Below are 15749 nucleotides of genomic sequence, written 5' to 3'. Positions count from 1 at the left end.
GCTCATCACAGTAGGGTGTTCCAAAAAACCAACCAATAATTACCTCTTCCTTCCGGTAATATATTATTTCTGGTGCGCGCCCATCATAGCGGGGTCTATCTGCACCTGTAAGCCTTGCGCTATACCCAGCCCCAGGCTTATATCTGCCCTGAACCAGTGGCATAGCTGCCTGTTTATAATCTCGCTGCGCTTAGGGCCCGTAATGCCGCTCATAGCGCCTACAATATTGTTTATAGTATTCTTTTTAGCTTCATCATCCATCAGCCTGAATAAATTACCCGGCTGCGTGTAGTGGTCGTTTTCGCCCTCGGCGTTGCGGTCGTACCAGTCGGCCACCAGGCTATCCAGTTCCCATGCAGGCTCTTTATAACTTTGGTCTGCCACCACATTATCAAAACTATTCGGGAAATAATTCGGGTTACTGCCACCATTTCCGTCTATGCGCATTTGTCCGTCGCGCTGGTAATTGCGTACAGCAAAAGGGCAACGGTTTACCGGGATTTGCTCATAATTAGCACCCAGGCGGTAACGGTGCGCATCGGGGTAGCTTAGTAACCTGCCCTGTAGCATTTTGTCAGGGCTGTAGCCAATGCCGTCTACCACGTGTGCCGGGGCAAAAGCGGCCTGTTCTACATCCTGAAAATAATTATCAGGGTTACGGTTTAGCTCTATTACACCCACATCAATCAGCGGATAATCAGCATGTGGCCAAACTTTAGTAAGGTCAAACGGGTTGATATGATAGGTTTTAGATTCTGCTTCCGGCATTATCTGCACCTTCATGTGCCATTTGGGGAAGTTACCGTTTTGTATATTTTCAAAAAGGTCGCGCTGCGAAAAATCCAGGTCTTTAGACCTCATTTCTGCCGCTTCGGCATCGGTAAAGTTTTTAATGCCCTGTGCCGTAATAAAGTGGAACTTTACATAAAAGCGCTCATTATCATTATTTATAAAACTAAACGTGTGGCTGCCAAAACCGTGCATGTGGCGGTAGCCGTATGGGGTACCCCGGTCGCTCATAAGGATAAGCACCTGGTGGAGGCTTTCAGGGTTAAGCGACCAGAAGTCCCACATCATGGTAGGCGACTTCATATTAGTTTGAGGGTCGCGCTTTTGGGTATGGATAAAGTCACCAAACTTCTTAGGGTCTTTTACAAAGAACACCGGTGTGTTATTGCCAACCAAATCCCAGTTACCATCTTCGGTATAAAACTTAAGGGCAAAACCACGGGGATCGCGCTCCGTATCTGCCGATCCCTTTTCACCGCCTACAGTGCTAAAACGCAAAAATATAGGCGTTTGCTTACCTACCTGGCTAAAGATTTTAGCTCGCGTGTATTTGGTAATATCATTAGTTACTGTAAAAGTTCCGTGCGCTCCGCTGCCTTTGGCGTGCACTACCCTTTCGGGGATGCGCTCTCGGTTAAAATGCGCCATTTTTTCATGCAAAATGTAATCCTGCAGTAGTATGGGGCCACGGGCACCCGCGGTTTGAGAGTTTTCGTTTTCGGCATAAGGCCTTCCTGAAGCTGTAGTAAGTTTATCTTGTGACATAATGACGATGATTATAATAGGTTATCAATTTTATTTACCCAAAATTACTTTTATGATAGTATAAATTTATACTAGAGTTATTGATTTTGCTTATATGTGTATTGACAAAAACCAATCCTAACCCACAAAAAACCTTAATTGCCAATCAATTATCAAATAGAACCATCAATTACGATTACGATATTTCGGAAATTTATTAAGTGAAAGCATAAAGTTGTGATAGACCGTTTCGGAGTACGCCGTTTCAAACACGGTAAACACCATAAAATAGGAACGGTTTTTGGTTTACATTTGCCAAACAAATCACAGTATCATGAAAAAGCTCTTTTTAGCCGTATGCGTTATTGCCGGTATACTATCGGGTAATGCACAAACCAAGAAAAAATCAAAAACAAAATCTAAAGTTACGGCTGCGGTAACAAAAGCTACAGCCGCTGTTAAAAGTGTTTCGTTAAGCGAATCAGACATTGCAGGCGGACTTAAGGAAGCACTGAACAATGGCGTTACAAAACAGGTTACAAAGCTTATGGCCGAAGACGGTTTTTACAAAAACGACGCGGTAAAAATCCTGTTGCCGGAAGAGCTTCAAAAAGTAGATAAAAAACTACGCCAGATAGGTATGGCAAGCCTGGCCGATGAGGGCATTAAACTACTGAACCGCGCTGCCGAAAAAGCTGTAGGCGACGCAACACCAATTTTTGTCAATGCCATTACCGGCATTACCTTTACAGACGCCAAAAACATACTTATGGGTGCCGATAACAGCGCTACGGTGTATTTGCAGAACAGCACCAACAAACCGCTGTATGCCAAGTTTAGCCCTACAATAAAAGCATCGTTAGACGAGGTAGGCGCTACCGCTGTGTGGGAAAAAATAATAAGCAAATACAACAGCCTTCCGCTGGTTACTAAGGTAAACCCTGATCTTACAGACTACACCACCACAAAAGCGCTGGAGGGTGTGTACAAGATGATAGCGGTGGAAGAGAAAGACATTCGTACCAATGTAAAATCACGTACGTCTGACCTGCTGAAAAACGTATTTGCCATGCAGGACAAAAAGTAATTTATATACTTTACACAAAACAATAAACCACGCTTACAGCGTGGTTTATTGTTTTTAAAACGTTCCGGTAAGGCCAATGGTTTTGTAACCCGCCGAAAAGTTCCAGGATATTTTTTTATCATGAGGGTCATGCACGCGGTCTGCCGCGTAGCGTTCATTCTTTTTAAGGAAATGCTCTGCCGATTCTACACACAGTATACTTATACCTGCTCCTACAGCCACATCGGTAATCCAGTGGGCATTATCCCACATACGCGATACCGGCGTTAGCAAACCGGCCGTGTAAAACCCTGCCTTTACCCACGGGTTTGTAAACTGCTTAGACAACGCATAAAAAACCGTGGTAGATAATATGGCATGCCCCGATGGAAACGAGTGATAAGCTTCCTTTTTAGAAAACGGATCAAACGCCAGGTGGCCTGCGTTAGCACCCGGGCGTGCCCTGCCCGTAACTTGTTTCAATACCGTTTGTAGTATTCCCCCCGTAGTAGCGGCGGTAATAATAACCACCCCTGTACGGCGTATTTTTTCATTCTTAAATATAAGCCCGGTGGCATAAACGCCAAATGTAAATGCGTAGTTATACTGCGGCTTACCCATATACCAGCCCGCCTTATGCCAGCCGTAAGGTACTTTTTCGCCCTGTTCCCTAAAGTAAGTCGCCACCGTATTATCTGCTAATAAAAGCAAACCCGTACCGGCAACCGACGCACCGGCTACAACGGCATCCTGCTTACCCCATCGGGCAGGCCCCGAAAATGTAAACAGTGCCCCTTTATAAATGCTACCGATATCATAGGCAAACCTATGCCCCAGCGACCCGGCTTCCGGTGCCCTTACAGCAAGGGTATCAGCTTGTATGCTGTCTTGTAAGGCAGCGGCCTGCTGTGCCCGGCAGAAGACAGAAAACACGAATATAAATATGCCGCTTAACCACGGCTTTGCAGAGCTAAACTTCATAGCAGGAAATAAATTTGGGAGCTAAATTATACAATATGCTTTTTGATTTCATTAAACAAGGACATGATTTTAGTAAAACTTTAGAATGTAAGAAAGCATCTGTTAACATAAAAATGCGTTGCTTTATGTTTTACTAAACGCGTAAACATGAAAAAACTTATCATCCCAATAGCGGCATTATGCCTTACACTTTCGGGCTGCGCCGAACTGCAACAGGTGGCACAGCAGCTTCCGCAGGGTGTTTTAACCAATGCCGACATAGCATCGGGACTGCGCGAAGCCCTGGACAAAGGCATAGACACCCAGGTAAGCAAGCTAACCAAAACCGATGGGTTTTACAAAAACGAACTGGTTAAAATACTACTGCCACCCGAACTGCAAAAGGTAGATAAGGGGCTGCGTACCATAGGCCTAGGAAGCCTTGCCGATGAAGGCCTTAAATTAATGAACCGTGCCGCCGAAGACGCCGTAAAGGAAGCTACCCCCATATTTGTATCGGCGGTAAAGAACATGACGTTTACTGATGCAAAAAACATCCTTCTGGGTGCCGATAACTCGGCTACGGTGTACCTGCAAAATACTACCTCAACACAGTTGTACAGTAAATTTAACCCGGTTATAAAATCATCGTTTAGCAAAGTAGGTGCAGACCGCGTTTGGAAAGACATGATTACACGCTACAACAGTATTCCGCTGGTAACAAAGGTAAACCCAGATCTTAACGATTATGTTACCCAAAAAGCACTTGACGGCGTGTTTAAAATGATAGCCGTTGAGGAAAAAGATATAAGGAATAACCTTGCAGCACGCACAACTGCATTGCTACAACGGGTGTTTGCCCTGCAGGATAACAAGCGCAGTTAAACTGTAACAGCCTTATAAATAAACATATAACATTATCTTAACAGTGTATTTAATTTATTTTGAGTAATTTGTAGCTTGTAATAAATGGTTTTCACATACACATTAGTTAGGGTTAGTTAAGAAAATGCCAACGGTGCAAATTGTTGGCATTTTTTGTATTTTTACCCGAAACCACACAGATGAAAACCGGCTTTTTATTTACCCGGATAAGCATAGCCCCGTTGGTGTTTTTCCGTATGGCATTTGGTATACTGCTGGCGTGGCATGCCTTTGGTATGGTAGCCGGAACCGATATACCTTACTTATATCTCACCCCAAAATACCTGTTCCCTTTTATAGGTTTTGAATGGCTTAAGCCCCTGCCCGGCGCCGGTATGTACTGGTATTTTGCGGTTATGGGCGTTACCTCCGTTTTTGTAGCCGCCGGCTTTTTGTACCGCTATAGCCTGGGTGCTCTTTCACTACTGTTTACAGGTAGCTACCTGATGCAGAAAACCATTTACAACAATCACCATTACCTGGTTATTCTACTCTGCATCCTATTGCTCTTTATGCCCGCTAACCGAAGCCTGAGCATAGATGCCGCCATAAAACCCCGCATAAAGCAAACCACCATGCCCGCCTGGTGCAGGTACATTTTTATATACCAAATGGCACTGGTATACGTGTTTGCAGCTATAGCCAAGCTCTACCCTACCTGGCTTAACGGCAAATTTATAAGTATTATAATGGCACCATATAAACGGGCTTTTTACGGGCCTGTATTACAAAACCATTATTTCCAACTGTTTTTGGCATGGGGTGGTATGCTGTTTGATTTTCTTATAATACCGGCACTCCTGTACAGGCGTACACGTGTTGTGGCCACTTTTGCAATGCTGTTTTTCCATTTGTTTAATGCAAAAACGCTGAGTATAGGTATATTCCCCATGCTGGCCTTATCCATGCTTTGCTTTTTCTACGAGCCCGAAAGCATAAAAACGCTTTTTACTAAAATTGGCCTACAGCTATCGGTTAGTGTAGCTAACGCCAACGACGTTTACAAGCACAACCGCATTGCCGTTACGCTACTAAGCCTGTATGCTTTAATACAGCTGGTGCTACCGCTACGGCATCATTTTATAGAGGGTAATGTGCAATACACCGGCGAAGGGCACCGCTTAAGCTGGCGCATGAAACTGTTTGACAAGCGGGGTACATTAACCATGTACGCCCAGCCAAAAGACAGTAGTGAAAAGGCGGAAATTAACTTGGGTAATTATTTTACACGAGATCAAATAGCCCGGATAGTATCGCGTCCCGATATGATTTGGCAGGCATCGCAGTACATTAAAAAAGATTATGAAGCCAAAGGACAAAAAGTAGCCATTTACGCTACAGCTAAGATGTCTCTGAATCAGTTGCCTGCACGGGACTTAATTGATGAAAATGCAAACCTTGCCGACGCTAAGTGGTTATATTTCAGTCACTGCCCGTGGATAGTAGAAAATTCTGACTGAAAATGCAAAATTGTTATTAAATTGATTGTAAATAAACACACTGTTTGTTACATTTACTATAAAAATAATGGGGTATGAAAAAGTCGCTTATCGCCTTGTGCTTACTGACTTATGCCGTAGGTTTCAGCCAGGAATGGTACACAGAACTTAGCGCTGCAAAACACGCGGCCGCTACCACAAACAAAAAAATATTACTCGTGTTTTCGGGACCGGGATGGTGTGCCAACTGCATGCGCCTGGACGAGATTTTGTGGAGCAGCCCGGAGTTTAAAGCGGAAGCCGAGAAAAACTGGGTGTTGCTACGCGCCGACTTCCCCCAGAAGAAAGGCATGCCCGAACCTTTTAATGTAAATGCAGAAAACGTAGTGCTTGCCGAAAAGTATAACCGCGATGGGTTTTTCCCGTTTGTAGTGCTGCTGGATAAAAACGGCCGTAAACTAGACAAACAGGGTTATGAAAATCTGGATACCCCGGGCGAATACGTGGCGTTACTTGAAAAAATGGGGAGGTAAGATTACCGAAAAGATTGATTTCGGAACAACTTCGGATTACCTCAAAAAATCAATTGGTCGCATTTGCACCAGGTTTTTCATCGTTATAAATATCTTTGGTCTTATCCTTAATAGGTGCAAACCTAAACACAGCCATACCTAATAGTAACAATACAACGCTATTTATTGTTAGTTTAACAGAAACAATATCAGAAGCATCTCCCGGCAACAAAAAGATGAATTTCAAATAATTCCAACCCAGGAAATCGTAGAACAGAAAAAAATAACCTACAATAAACAAAGGAAGTACATTTAACCAATGTACTTTATGTTTACGCGTTATTATAAATGAAATACAAACGGAAACAATAAAGCCTAAAAATCTACTTAGCCCTGTTGCTACAAGAAAGTTACTAATCCTTCTGGGGCCTATATTAGCTGTACTAAAATAAGATTCTCCCTCGGTAATAAAACCTTTAACCAACGCTACATCAAAAAGCAAAGATGCTGTTGCAAAAGCATGGATAAAAAACCACGCTGCTATTATATGAAACAAAATGAATTTAAAGCTGATGTTTTTCATAAATTCGATTGGTTAACCAACTGCAATGTATGAAAATTTTACACCGGCTCTGTAGTACGTTCCTGTAATTCTTTAAAATACACGAATGCCTTTACTATGCGGCTGCCGTACCAACTGAACATTTCGCCATCGGCAAAAACGGTTTTGGCATGGTGTGTAAAACGCCCTAGTTCAAAAGCGTCTTCATCCTTAAACGGATACGGTTCGCTTGGCAAAAATATCACTTCAGGGTCGCCCTGTATGCGCATTTTTTGCGGAATTACCTCAGGGTAACGTTCTTCTCTTGCTTCGTAAATGTTGCTAAAGTGGTTCAGTTTCAGCATTTCGTCTATAAACGTACCTTTACCAGCCACCATGTACGGCTCCTTCCAAATAAAATATGCCGAACGCTGCCACGGCCTTCCCTCCATAAAACGTGAAAAGTCGGCGCGTGCGTGTTCTATTTTATCGGTAAGTAACTGCGATTGCGTACGTACGCCAAACAGCTTTCCAAAATCGGTTATTACGTGCAGCGTATCGTTTATGGTATTAATATCGGTAACATATACAGGCGCTATGGCTTGCAGCGTTTCTACAATCTCCTGGGTGTTTTCCTCCTTATTGGAAATGATAATATCGGGCTGTAACAACCTGATTTTTTCAACCTGTACCTTTTTTGTGCCCCCTATTTTTTCTTTGGTCGACTTTAAATGGTAGGGGTGTACGCAAAACTTGGTAATGCCCACAATGCGGTCTTCCAGCCCCAGGTCGTACAAGAGCTCGGTTAATGAGGGTACAAGCGATATAATGCGTACGGGCGGCTTTTCAAGAGTTATTGAATTACCCAGTTGGTCAACGTATGTTTTTATCATTTGTTTCAAATTTATCTTCGCTCGGTTCATCCTGTCGAACTCAGGTCAGGTTTACAGTCTCTTATATCAACTTCAGTTTGGTTCATACACAACTGTAAAAAACCTGAAACTTGAAACCTGAAACCTGAAACAAAACTACGAATTGTATTTAAGGGCTTTCAGCCTTGATGCCACCAGTATGTCGGCCATTTCCTGTTGCATAGCCAGCGCTTCGGCGCGCGCTTTTTCGGCAAAATCTTCCCCATCAGAACCATATATAATACCCCGCGACGAGTTAACGAGTAATCCCACCTTATCGGTCATACCGTATTTGCACACATCTTGCAGGCTACCGCCCTGCGCCCCTACTCCGGGCACCAGGATAAAACTATCGGGTATAATCCGGCGGATCTCTGTAAAGTACTCGGCTTTTGTAGCGCCTACCACATACATAAGATTATGGCTGTTTTTGTAGGTTTTACTGGTTTCCAAAACCGTTTTATACAGCTCTTTACCACCGGCATCTTTCGTTTGGAAATCAAAAGCCCCCTCGTTACTGGTTAGTGCCAGCAGTATGGTAAACTTATCTTCCACCGCCAGGAACGGTTCCACGCTGTCTTTGCCCATATACGGCGCTACCGTAATACTGTCAAAGTCCATGTCCTTTAAAAAAGCCTTGGCATACATGGCACTCGTATTGCCTATGTCGCCGCGCTTGGCATCGGCTATGGTAAAAATATCGGGGTGGTTTTCATTAATGTAGGTAATTGTTTTTTCAAGCGCCTGCCAGCCTTTAAGCCCGTAGGCTTCAAAAAAAGCCGTATTTGGTTTATACGCCACACACAGATCGTGCGTAGCATCTATAATCGCCTTGCAAAATTCAAAAATCGGGTCTTCGGTTTGCAGCAGGTGTTGGGGTATCTTAGTAAGGTCTACATCGAGCCCTACACTCAAGAACGATTTTTTTTCAATAATCTGTTGATACAGTTGTTCAGTAGTCATGTTGTTGTGTTAGTGCGTTAGCCGTGCAAAAGTACCCTTTAATTCAAAGATTTAAAAATTGAACGATTTAAAAATTAAGGAATCTTCAAATTGTTACATTAAACAATTGATTATCCCAGCCAGTCTTTAAAATCGTTTACGCGCTCACGGCTTACAATAACCTCATCATCTTTATAAGTAGGCAATACCAACTTAAGGCGGGTGTTTGTATACACCAATATATCTTTTATAGCCGTTACCGATACTATAAACTTTCGGCTTACGCGATAAAACTGCTTAGGGTCCAACTCGGCTTCAAGCTGCTCCAGCGTTGTTTCCAGCAGGTAATCACGATTATCTGTAGTATGGGCATAAGTGCCCTTGTTTTCGCTGTAAAAACACTCTATATCTTCTACGTTTACCATTTTAAGGTGCTGTCCCATTTTAATGGTAAACCGCTTTTTATATACCTTTTCGGCAGTACCGCCGGCAAGCATGCGCTTTATCTGGTCAAAGTCCAGCGACACAGGCTCCTGCTGTTTCGGCAGGCGTTCTTTGTATTTGTTTACCGCAATTTCCAGGTCGTCTTCGTCTATGGGCTTTAGCAGATAGTCAATACTGTTTAGCTTAAAGGCACGCAGGGCATACTCATCATAAGCAGTGGTAAATATCACCGCACTGGTTATGGGCGTAGTCTCAAAAATTTCAAACGAAAGACCGTCAGACAACTGAATATCCAGAAAAATCAGGTCGGGTTGCGGGTTTTGCCCAAACCATTCCAGCGATTCCTCTACAGAGTGCAACATGGTAGTAGCCTCTATACCCAGTTTTTGAAGCTTGCGTTGCAGCAGGCGCGCTGCGGGTTTTTCGTCTTCTATAATGATTACGTTCATTGTGTGCGGTTTTCTGATTGATGCCGCAATCTAAAAATTTTTATCGGAATGTGGTAGCACAAACAGCCGTTAGATTTTATTTATCTCTCCTTATTCCTAAGCTTATGATAATCAATAACAAAATTATTGGTTTGCCTTTCCGGGACATTACTGGGAAAAATAGCCTGTATGCTTTTAGAGAGCCGTATAAAACTTGCAACCCGTTCATAACCAGAAAGCTTTAAAAAAGCTTCCTGCTGCGCGGCCTTGCTTTCCTCTTTTGTGGTGTAGGTTATCTGCATAGGGTAAAGTTACAAAAAATAATTCCTGATTGTTTCCTAAATTTTCTTGACATAGTTCAATGCACAGCCCTTTTATTAGCCTGAAATTTGCCCTGTACAACTATAATACACCACAACATGGACCGCAAAAACTTTATAAAGAAAGGCCTTATGGGTACTGGCATGCTAATTACCTCTGCCGCCCTGGGCGATAACATAAAAAACGAAATAGACGAACTGCTACCGCTGGAACCTATGGGATTTAACCACATACCGGGTCCGGAAACAAAAATACTGGACAATACCGTACTGCACCGCGCCGAAACCCGCGGCTATGCAAACCACGGCTGGCTAAATACGCACCACACTTTTAGCTTTGCCAGCTACAACAACCCGGACCGTATGCACTTTGGCGTACTGCGCGTTTTAAATGACGACCAGGTGAGCGAAGGCATGGGCTTTGGCACGCACCCTCATGACAATATGGAAATCATTTCTATACCGCTGGAAGGCGATTTAGAACACAAAGACAGCATGGGCAATAAAGCCGTAATAAGGCATGGCGATATACAGGTAATGAGTGCCGGTACGGGTATTACCCACAGCGAGTACAACAAAAACACAGATAAGCCGGTAAAATTCCTGCAGATATGGGTGTTCCCTAACAAAAAGAATGTAAGCCCACGCTACGACCAGATTACACTTAAGGTAGCCGACAGGCACAACAAACTGCAACAAATACTTTCGCCCAACCCTGCCGATGCCGGTGTATGGATACACCAGGATGCGTGGTTCCACTTAGGTACTTTTGATAAGGACAAAGCGGCACACTACAACATAAAACGTAAAGGCAACGGCGTTTATGCGTTTGTAATTAAAGGCAGTTTTACCCTGGGCGGCATTACCCTTAAGGAACGCGATGGCATGGGAATATGGAATACAGAGCACATTAACCTGGCGGCTAAAACCCAGGGTGCCGAGATATTACTTATGGATGTACCCATGGCACTGTAAAAAAATCGCTAACTTTAGTTTTCTTGTCCTAGTTCAATGCCGGGGCGGCAAAGGTAAACTACCTTTGCTTCATCAAAATACAACAACAATTTTTAACATAACCATAAAATTTTTAATAGTATGTCTACAGTAAAATGGTCTATTGACCCTACACACTCAGAAATAGCGTTTAAAGTAAAACACATGATGTTTACTAACGTAACCGGAAAATTCCAAAACTTTACAGCCGAAGCTACAACCGAAGGCGATCATTTTGAAAATGCTTCATTTGAATTTAGCGCCGATATAGACTCAGTAGCTACCGGTAATGCAGACCGCGACGGCCACCTGCTTAGCCCTGACTTTTTTGACGCGGCTAACTTCCCGAAACTTACCTTTAAATCTACTTCATTCGTTAAAAAAGACGAAGGTGATTATATACTAACCGGAGATCTTACCATTCGCGACGTAACCAAGCCGGTAACCCTTGCCGTAGACTTTGGCGGTACTGCAAAAGACCCATGGGGTAATGTAAAAGCAGGTTTTAGCGCAGAAGGCAAACTAAACCGTAAAGACTTTGGCCTTACATGGAATGCAGCCCTTGAAACAGGCGGCGTACTGGTAAGCGAAGAAGTAAAACTGGTTATAGATGCCCAGTTTGTAAAACAAGCTTAATTGTTTTTAACTATCACTATCTAAATATTTTTTTCACACACCTGTGCACCCCTCTCCTTTTTCCGGAGAGGGGTGTTTTTTATCCCCTGTACCCAGCTCCGGCAGTTCTGGGCTCAAAGGCATTACAACAATAAATTTCCTGAACAAAAGCACCCGGCTCAAGCTGCATATATTCGTCTTTGGTATAAGCTTTTTTATAAGCATCTTTTTGATTGACAAAGCAAAGCATCCCGCCGAAACTGTCCTGCCCGAATACGCTATAATCACCGTACATACATCCATAACAATTCTTAAACGAATACAATCCTTCAAACTGCTTATTTAACCGGTCTAACACCAGTTCTATCATATCTCCCGAGGCCGAATATAAATTACCATCAATTGTTACGGTTATCGTGAAAAATTCGGTTATATATAAGTTGTCTTTTACTTTAAGCTCACACTCCAAATCAAGGTCAACTGCAATTGAAGACTGATTTTTCAAGTCCAGCATAATCTGGGGAATTATTATTTTAAAAGTGCAATTACAAAGAACTAAATCAGAATCGCTGCTATTGAATACTGAAGGAAAAAAATTAAATCGATCTGTTTCCTCAAGTAAATATTTTTTGCCTTTAACGATGGAAAAATCTGAAAAATCTTCTCCAGAAAACGGTACACCATCAATTTCAACAAATAATGTTTTAAAATCATTTTGCAGCATAATAGCTACGCTGCCTGACGCATCGGTATAAACCCCTTTATATTTTTTAGTCGGTTTCATTTTGCTATTATTCAAATAAGCTAATATAAGCTAAAAGAAAAACACCAAGTATTTAATCATGCTTTTTTCGTTTGGTAAATATTGGTAGACAAATTTTTTATAAATTCGTAACCTATACCAACCAAAACACTTACTACGATTTTTCTGCAAATTGCATTGTGTAATGAATACCGAAATACTATCTAAAAAATAGTATTTCGATAGCTTCGTGTATTGGGAGATAGTACATACCACAAAAATTTGTTTTGTTAAAGAAATAAAAATTAAAACATTGAAGTTATGAAATTCTCAATTTATAAAGCTGTTGCAGTTGTTGCAGTTGTAACCGGACTCATTGCGTTATACTCATGCGATCCGCCACGCGAATGTACAGATGCAAATTGTTTATACAGTGATGTAGGCACCACTATAGAAGGTAAACTAACGGGTAACACTAATGCAGTAATACATTTGGGAGATACACTAAAATTCTCTATGAAAATCCCTGATACGTTAACCACAAATTATGGCTATATTGTTTTTGGGCAACTTCGTACCAATAGTTTTTTTGGAATCACACTACAGTCTTTTGACAGCATTGTAAATGACTATGAAATGGCAGGCAGCGTAATACACACCTTGGATCCCGATGTGTACAGTACAATGCCTACCGGCAGAAAGACCTGGAACTACACTACCCGCCAATACCACTGTAGCATTATACCTAAAAAAAAGGGTAAATACATACTTAACATTTTAGGTGGCAGAATAGAAATGACAGCCGCCGATGGAAAATCATGGCTCATTAACCCTGCCATTACACCTACTACAGATTTGCATCACAGCACTTATGTAAGTTGGTACCCGGCAAGTTATAAGGCGCAGGCTGCCATGGAAATAGAGAATAATCCGTATGCGTACTGTTTTGAGGTAAATTAAAGGCATAAGTGTATTTAACAAACAATTTTCATTTGTACACTTGCACAATAAAAACCTCTTTCATAATTTTACATTCATGATAAAATCACAGAACATAGTAAACAATGCTTGGTGGTGGCACTTTCACAACTCCGTGACAGTAGCCTAAACACGCATATACCTATATAAACGCATATAAACGGCTTGTCACTTTTGGCAAGCCGTTTTTTTATACCCGTAACTATGAAAATTTACACCCAACAATACAGTTTTAACGCCGACCTCTATACACCCGTAGGGCTGTATATGGGGCTGCGCAACCATTACCGTAAGCCCTGCCTGCTTGAGGGTAACGACTACCATTCGCGTACCGATAGCACATCATTTATAGGACTTAATCCTTTGGTTGAAATAACCGTGTATGAAAAACAGGTAGTTAAGCAGATAGGCAATACCACATCAACAGAACCTATTACTAATCCAAGGCAGGTTACGGCGCAAATAAAGCAGATTTTAAACGGATTTGAGTTTTCCCAAACCCATAACCATAATGCGTTCCTAAGCTATTTTAGTTTTGAGTACGCCCATTTTGAGGAACCTGTAGGCAGTGCTAAAACATCAAACCTTGATATACCTTTGGCACAATTCATATTGTTTGAATACCTTATAGTGTTGGATCATTTTCATGACTCGGGAACTATTTTCCGCAACTCATTTTCCGAAGAAACACTTCCCGATTCAGCCTTCGAAACCTTATTGAGAAGGCAAACATTTACCCTGCTGCCTTTTGAAACCAAAGGTGGTGAGCTAAGCCCTGACAACGACGAAAGTTTTGTGGCCCTTGTAGAAAAAGCCAAAGAACATATTTACCGTGGCGATGTGTTTCAGCTGGTAGTATCACGCCCATTCGAACAGCCTTTTTTTGGAGATGATTTTCAGGTATACCGGCAGTTGCGCAGGCTAAACCCCTCGCCTTACCTGTTTTACGCTGATATGGAAAGCTACCGCCTTATGGGTAGCAGCCCCGAAACACAGATAGGCCTGCAAAACGGCCATGCCTCTATACACCCCATTGCAGGTACCGTACGCAAAACCGGTAACGCCGAAGCAGACCAACTGAGCACCGAAGCCCTGCGCAATGACGAGAAAGAAAATGCCGAGCACACCATGCTGGTAGACCTTGCCCGTAACGACCTCAGCCGTTTTTGTAACAATGTACACATAGCATCATACAAGGAAGTGCAGCATTTTTCGCACGTTATACACTTGGTAAGCAAAGTAGCGGGCGATATGAGGGAAGAAAACGCCTCACTGGATTTATTTACAGGTACGTTTCCTGCAGGTACGCTTTCGGGTACGCCCAAGCCTAAAGCCCTGGAACTTATAAGCCGTTATGAAAGCACCCCGCGCGACTATTATGGCGGTGCCATTGGTTTCATCAACCCAAATGGTAATGTAAACCTTGCCATAGTTATCCGCAGTATTTTTAGCCAAAATAACACCCTGCATTATCGTGCCGGAGCCGGTGTGGTTATAGACAGCAAACCCGAAAACGAACTACAGGAAGTAAACAACAAATTGGGCGCGGTACGCCGTGCCATAGCTGCAGCAAACAAACTTTAAACTTTTGACTTTACAACTTTCGACTATGAAAATCGGTATAATAGATAATTTCGACTCTTTTGTATACAACCTGGTGCGCTACGTGCGCGAAACCGACAATGTAGAGGTAATCGTACAACGTAACAACGAGGTAGATTACGACGAGCTGGACACCTGCGATGCCCTACTATTGTCGCCAGGACCCGGTATTCCCAGTGAGGCAGGCGAACTGCTGAATGTAATTAAACGTTATTCCGGTAAAAAGAAGATGCTGGGGGTATGCCTGGGCCATCAGGCGATAGCCGAGGTTTTTGGCGGTGTGCTGGAACAATGCCCGGCACCGGTTCACGGCAAGGCCACAGACATGACCATTTTAACGGATGACCCTTTGTTTGCAAACCTGCCGCAAACCCTTGCCGTAGGCAGGTACCACAGTTGGAAAATAACCCCTGCCGACAGCCCGTACCTGAAAATCACGGCACAAACCCAAGACGGTACGGTAATGGCACTGCGACACACCTCACACCCTACCTGTGGGGTACAGTTTCACCCGGAATCAGTACTTACACCACAAGGCAGACAGATTATAGAGAACTGGATTAGAGAACCATTTTTTATTTTAAATGATGAATTTTAAATTTTGAATGAATTTCCACAGAGATACACGGAGGTACGGAGATACACAGAGATTTTTCCACTTAAACATACACTCAGAAATGACTCCGTGAAGCTCTGTGACTTCTCTGTGTAACTCCGTGAAATAACTTTTAATAGTTACAAAGAGCAATTCTCACAATTAAACTCTGTGACTTCTCTGTGAAACTCCGTGAAATAACTC

The 15749-nt window shown here is 42.7% G+C and carries 17 protein-coding genes; 9 read left to right on the top strand and 8 right to left on the bottom strand.

The window, feature by feature from the left end:
• Positions 1–63 precede the first annotated feature (63 nt).
• A complete protein-coding gene (locus ACLI08_RS07015; RefSeq protein ID WP_411427753.1) occupies positions 64–1554 on the bottom strand; it encodes a catalase in 1491 nt (496 codons plus the stop codon).
• Positions 1555–1867: 313 nt separating this feature from the next.
• On the opposite strand from ACLI08_RS07015, the gene ACLI08_RS07010 reads away from it, so the two are divergent.
• Positions 1868–2620, top strand: a complete 753-nt coding sequence (locus ACLI08_RS07010) for a DUF4197 domain-containing protein (RefSeq protein ID WP_411427752.1) — start codon at positions 1868–1870, stop codon at positions 2618–2620.
• 54 nt (positions 2621–2674) lie between these two features.
• On the opposite strand, the gene ACLI08_RS07005 is transcribed toward ACLI08_RS07010, so the two are convergent.
• On the bottom strand, positions 2675–3580 hold the full coding sequence (locus tag ACLI08_RS07005; protein ID WP_411427751.1) for a phosphatase PAP2 family protein: 906 nt from the start codon (positions 3578–3580) through the stop codon (positions 2675–2677).
• Positions 3581–3727: 147 nt separating this feature from the next.
• On the opposite strand from ACLI08_RS07005, the gene ACLI08_RS07000 reads away from it, so the two are divergent.
• The 3 genes from ACLI08_RS07000 (at position 3728) to ACLI08_RS06990 (ending at position 6455) form a co-directional block, all read left to right on the top strand.
• Complete coding sequence (locus ACLI08_RS07000; RefSeq protein ID WP_411427750.1) at positions 3728–4444, top strand: DUF4197 domain-containing protein; 717 nt, start codon at positions 3728–3730, stop codon at positions 4442–4444.
• Between the two features lie 179 nt (positions 4445–4623).
• On the top strand, positions 4624–5943 hold the full coding sequence (locus tag ACLI08_RS06995) for an HTTM domain-containing protein (RefSeq protein WP_411427749.1): 1320 nt from the start codon (positions 4624–4626) through the stop codon (positions 5941–5943).
• A 74-nt stretch (positions 5944–6017) separates the two neighbouring features.
• The gene (locus tag ACLI08_RS06990; protein WP_411427748.1) at positions 6018–6455 is read left to right on the top strand and encodes a thioredoxin family protein; all 438 of its coding nucleotides are present in this window, start codon (positions 6018–6020) and stop codon (positions 6453–6455) included.
• A gap of 49 nt (positions 6456–6504) precedes the next feature.
• Here the strand turns inward: ACLI08_RS06990 and ACLI08_RS06985 are convergent, their stop codons facing one another.
• The 5 genes from ACLI08_RS06985 to ACLI08_RS06965 all read right to left on the bottom strand — a co-directional run bounded on the left by ACLI08_RS06985 (position 6505) and on the right by ACLI08_RS06965 (position 10002).
• Complete coding sequence (locus ACLI08_RS06985) at positions 6505–7017, bottom strand: hypothetical protein (protein WP_411427747.1); 513 nt, start codon at positions 7015–7017, stop codon at positions 6505–6507.
• 38 nt (positions 7018–7055) lie between these two features.
• A complete protein-coding gene (locus ACLI08_RS06980; protein ID WP_411427746.1) occupies positions 7056–7868 on the bottom strand; it encodes an ABC transporter substrate-binding protein in 813 nt (270 codons plus the stop codon).
• Between the two features lie 135 nt (positions 7869–8003).
• Positions 8004–8849, bottom strand: a complete 846-nt coding sequence (gene pyrF, locus ACLI08_RS06975) for an orotidine-5'-phosphate decarboxylase (protein WP_411427745.1) — start codon at positions 8847–8849, stop codon at positions 8004–8006.
• A gap of 110 nt (positions 8850–8959) precedes the next feature.
• Positions 8960–9721: a LytR/AlgR family response regulator transcription factor gene (locus ACLI08_RS06970; protein ID WP_411427744.1), complete on the bottom strand. Its 762-nt coding sequence runs from the start codon at positions 9719–9721 to the stop codon at positions 8960–8962.
• 80 nt (positions 9722–9801) lie between these two features.
• Positions 9802–10002 (bottom strand): hypothetical protein, encoded by a 201-nt coding sequence (locus ACLI08_RS06965; protein ID WP_411427743.1) that lies wholly within the window; start codon positions 10000–10002, stop codon positions 9802–9804.
• Between the two features lie 273 nt (positions 10003–10275).
• Here ACLI08_RS06965 and ACLI08_RS06960 point away from each other — a divergent pair, with 273 nt between their 5' ends.
• Together ACLI08_RS06960 and ACLI08_RS06955 are read left to right on the top strand one after the other, a co-directional pair.
• A complete protein-coding gene (locus tag ACLI08_RS06960; protein ID WP_411428010.1) occupies positions 10276–10995 on the top strand; it encodes a pirin family protein in 720 nt (239 codons plus the stop codon).
• Positions 10996–11115: 120 nt separating this feature from the next.
• Positions 11116–11649 (top strand): YceI family protein, encoded by a 534-nt coding sequence (locus ACLI08_RS06955; RefSeq protein ID WP_411427742.1) that lies wholly within the window; start codon positions 11116–11118, stop codon positions 11647–11649.
• A 79-nt stretch (positions 11650–11728) separates the two neighbouring features.
• Here the strand turns inward: ACLI08_RS06955 and ACLI08_RS06950 are convergent, their stop codons facing one another.
• A complete protein-coding gene (locus ACLI08_RS06950) occupies positions 11729–12412 on the bottom strand; it encodes a DUF6304 family protein (RefSeq protein WP_411427741.1) in 684 nt (227 codons plus the stop codon).
• Positions 12413–12691: 279 nt separating this feature from the next.
• Here ACLI08_RS06950 and ACLI08_RS06945 point away from each other — a divergent pair, with 279 nt between their 5' ends.
• From ACLI08_RS06945 to ACLI08_RS06935, 3 genes are all read left to right on the top strand, one after another.
• Positions 12692–13330, top strand: coding sequence for a hypothetical protein (locus ACLI08_RS06945; RefSeq protein WP_411427740.1), 639 nt, complete (start codon positions 12692–12694; stop codon positions 13328–13330).
• A gap of 222 nt (positions 13331–13552) precedes the next feature.
• Positions 13553–14932, top strand: coding sequence for an anthranilate synthase component I family protein (locus ACLI08_RS06940; RefSeq protein WP_411427739.1), 1380 nt, complete (start codon positions 13553–13555; stop codon positions 14930–14932).
• Between the two features lie 25 nt (positions 14933–14957).
• On the top strand, positions 14958–15548 hold the full coding sequence (locus tag ACLI08_RS06935) for an anthranilate synthase component II (RefSeq protein ID WP_411427738.1): 591 nt from the start codon (positions 14958–14960) through the stop codon (positions 15546–15548).
• The last annotated feature ends 201 nt before the right edge of the window (positions 15549–15749 follow it).

Origin of the sequence: Flavobacterium sp. RNTU_13 (assembly GCF_046614455.1) — a bacterium.
Classification (GTDB): Bacteria; Bacteroidota; Bacteroidia; order Flavobacteriales; family Flavobacteriaceae; genus Flavobacterium.
Note: the sequence above shows the minus strand (reverse complement) of the source record. Positions and strands in the feature narration are given on the sequence as shown.

Bases quoted from the DNA above. Each gene is read 5' to 3' on its own strand.
- ACLI08_RS06945 (WP_411427740.1), top strand. From the start codon at position 12,692: ATGAAATTCTCAATTTATAAAGCTGTTGCAGTTGTTGCAGTTGTAACC.
- ACLI08_RS06955 (WP_411427742.1), top strand. From the start codon at position 11,116: ATGTCTACAGTAAAATGGTCTATTGACCCTACACACTCAGAAATAGCG.
- ACLI08_RS07010 (WP_411427752.1), top strand. From the start codon at position 1,868: ATGAAAAAGCTCTTTTTAGCCGTATGCGTTATTGCCGGTATACTATCG.
- ACLI08_RS06950 (WP_411427741.1), bottom strand. From the start codon at position 12,412: ATGAAACCGACTAAAAAATATAAAGGGGTTTATACCGATGCGTCAGGC.
- ACLI08_RS06965 (WP_411427743.1), bottom strand. From the start codon at position 10,002: ATGCAGATAACCTACACCACAAAAGAGGAAAGCAAGGCCGCGCAGCAG.
- ACLI08_RS06980 (WP_411427746.1), bottom strand. From the start codon at position 7,868: ATGATAAAAACATACGTTGACCAACTGGGTAATTCAATAACTCTTGAA.
- ACLI08_RS06940 (WP_411427739.1), top strand. From the start codon at position 13,553: ATGAAAATTTACACCCAACAATACAGTTTTAACGCCGACCTCTATACA.
- ACLI08_RS06970 (WP_411427744.1), bottom strand. From the start codon at position 9,721: ATGAACGTAATCATTATAGAAGACGAAAAACCCGCAGCGCGCCTGCTG.
- ACLI08_RS07005 (WP_411427751.1), bottom strand. From the start codon at position 3,580: ATGAAGTTTAGCTCTGCAAAGCCGTGGTTAAGCGGCATATTTATATTC.
- ACLI08_RS06995 (WP_411427749.1), top strand. From the start codon at position 4,624: ATGAAAACCGGCTTTTTATTTACCCGGATAAGCATAGCCCCGTTGGTG.
- ACLI08_RS06985 (WP_411427747.1), bottom strand. From the start codon at position 7,017: ATGAAAAACATCAGCTTTAAATTCATTTTGTTTCATATAATAGCAGCG.
- ACLI08_RS06935 (WP_411427738.1), top strand. From the start codon at position 14,958: ATGAAAATCGGTATAATAGATAATTTCGACTCTTTTGTATACAACCTG.
- ACLI08_RS07015 (WP_411427753.1), bottom strand. From the start codon at position 1,554: ATGTCACAAGATAAACTTACTACAGCTTCAGGAAGGCCTTATGCCGAA.
- ACLI08_RS06990 (WP_411427748.1), top strand. From the start codon at position 6,018: ATGAAAAAGTCGCTTATCGCCTTGTGCTTACTGACTTATGCCGTAGGT.
- pyrF (WP_411427745.1), bottom strand. From the start codon at position 8,849: ATGACTACTGAACAACTGTATCAACAGATTATTGAAAAAAAATCGTTC.
- ACLI08_RS07000 (WP_411427750.1), top strand. From the start codon at position 3,728: ATGAAAAAACTTATCATCCCAATAGCGGCATTATGCCTTACACTTTCG.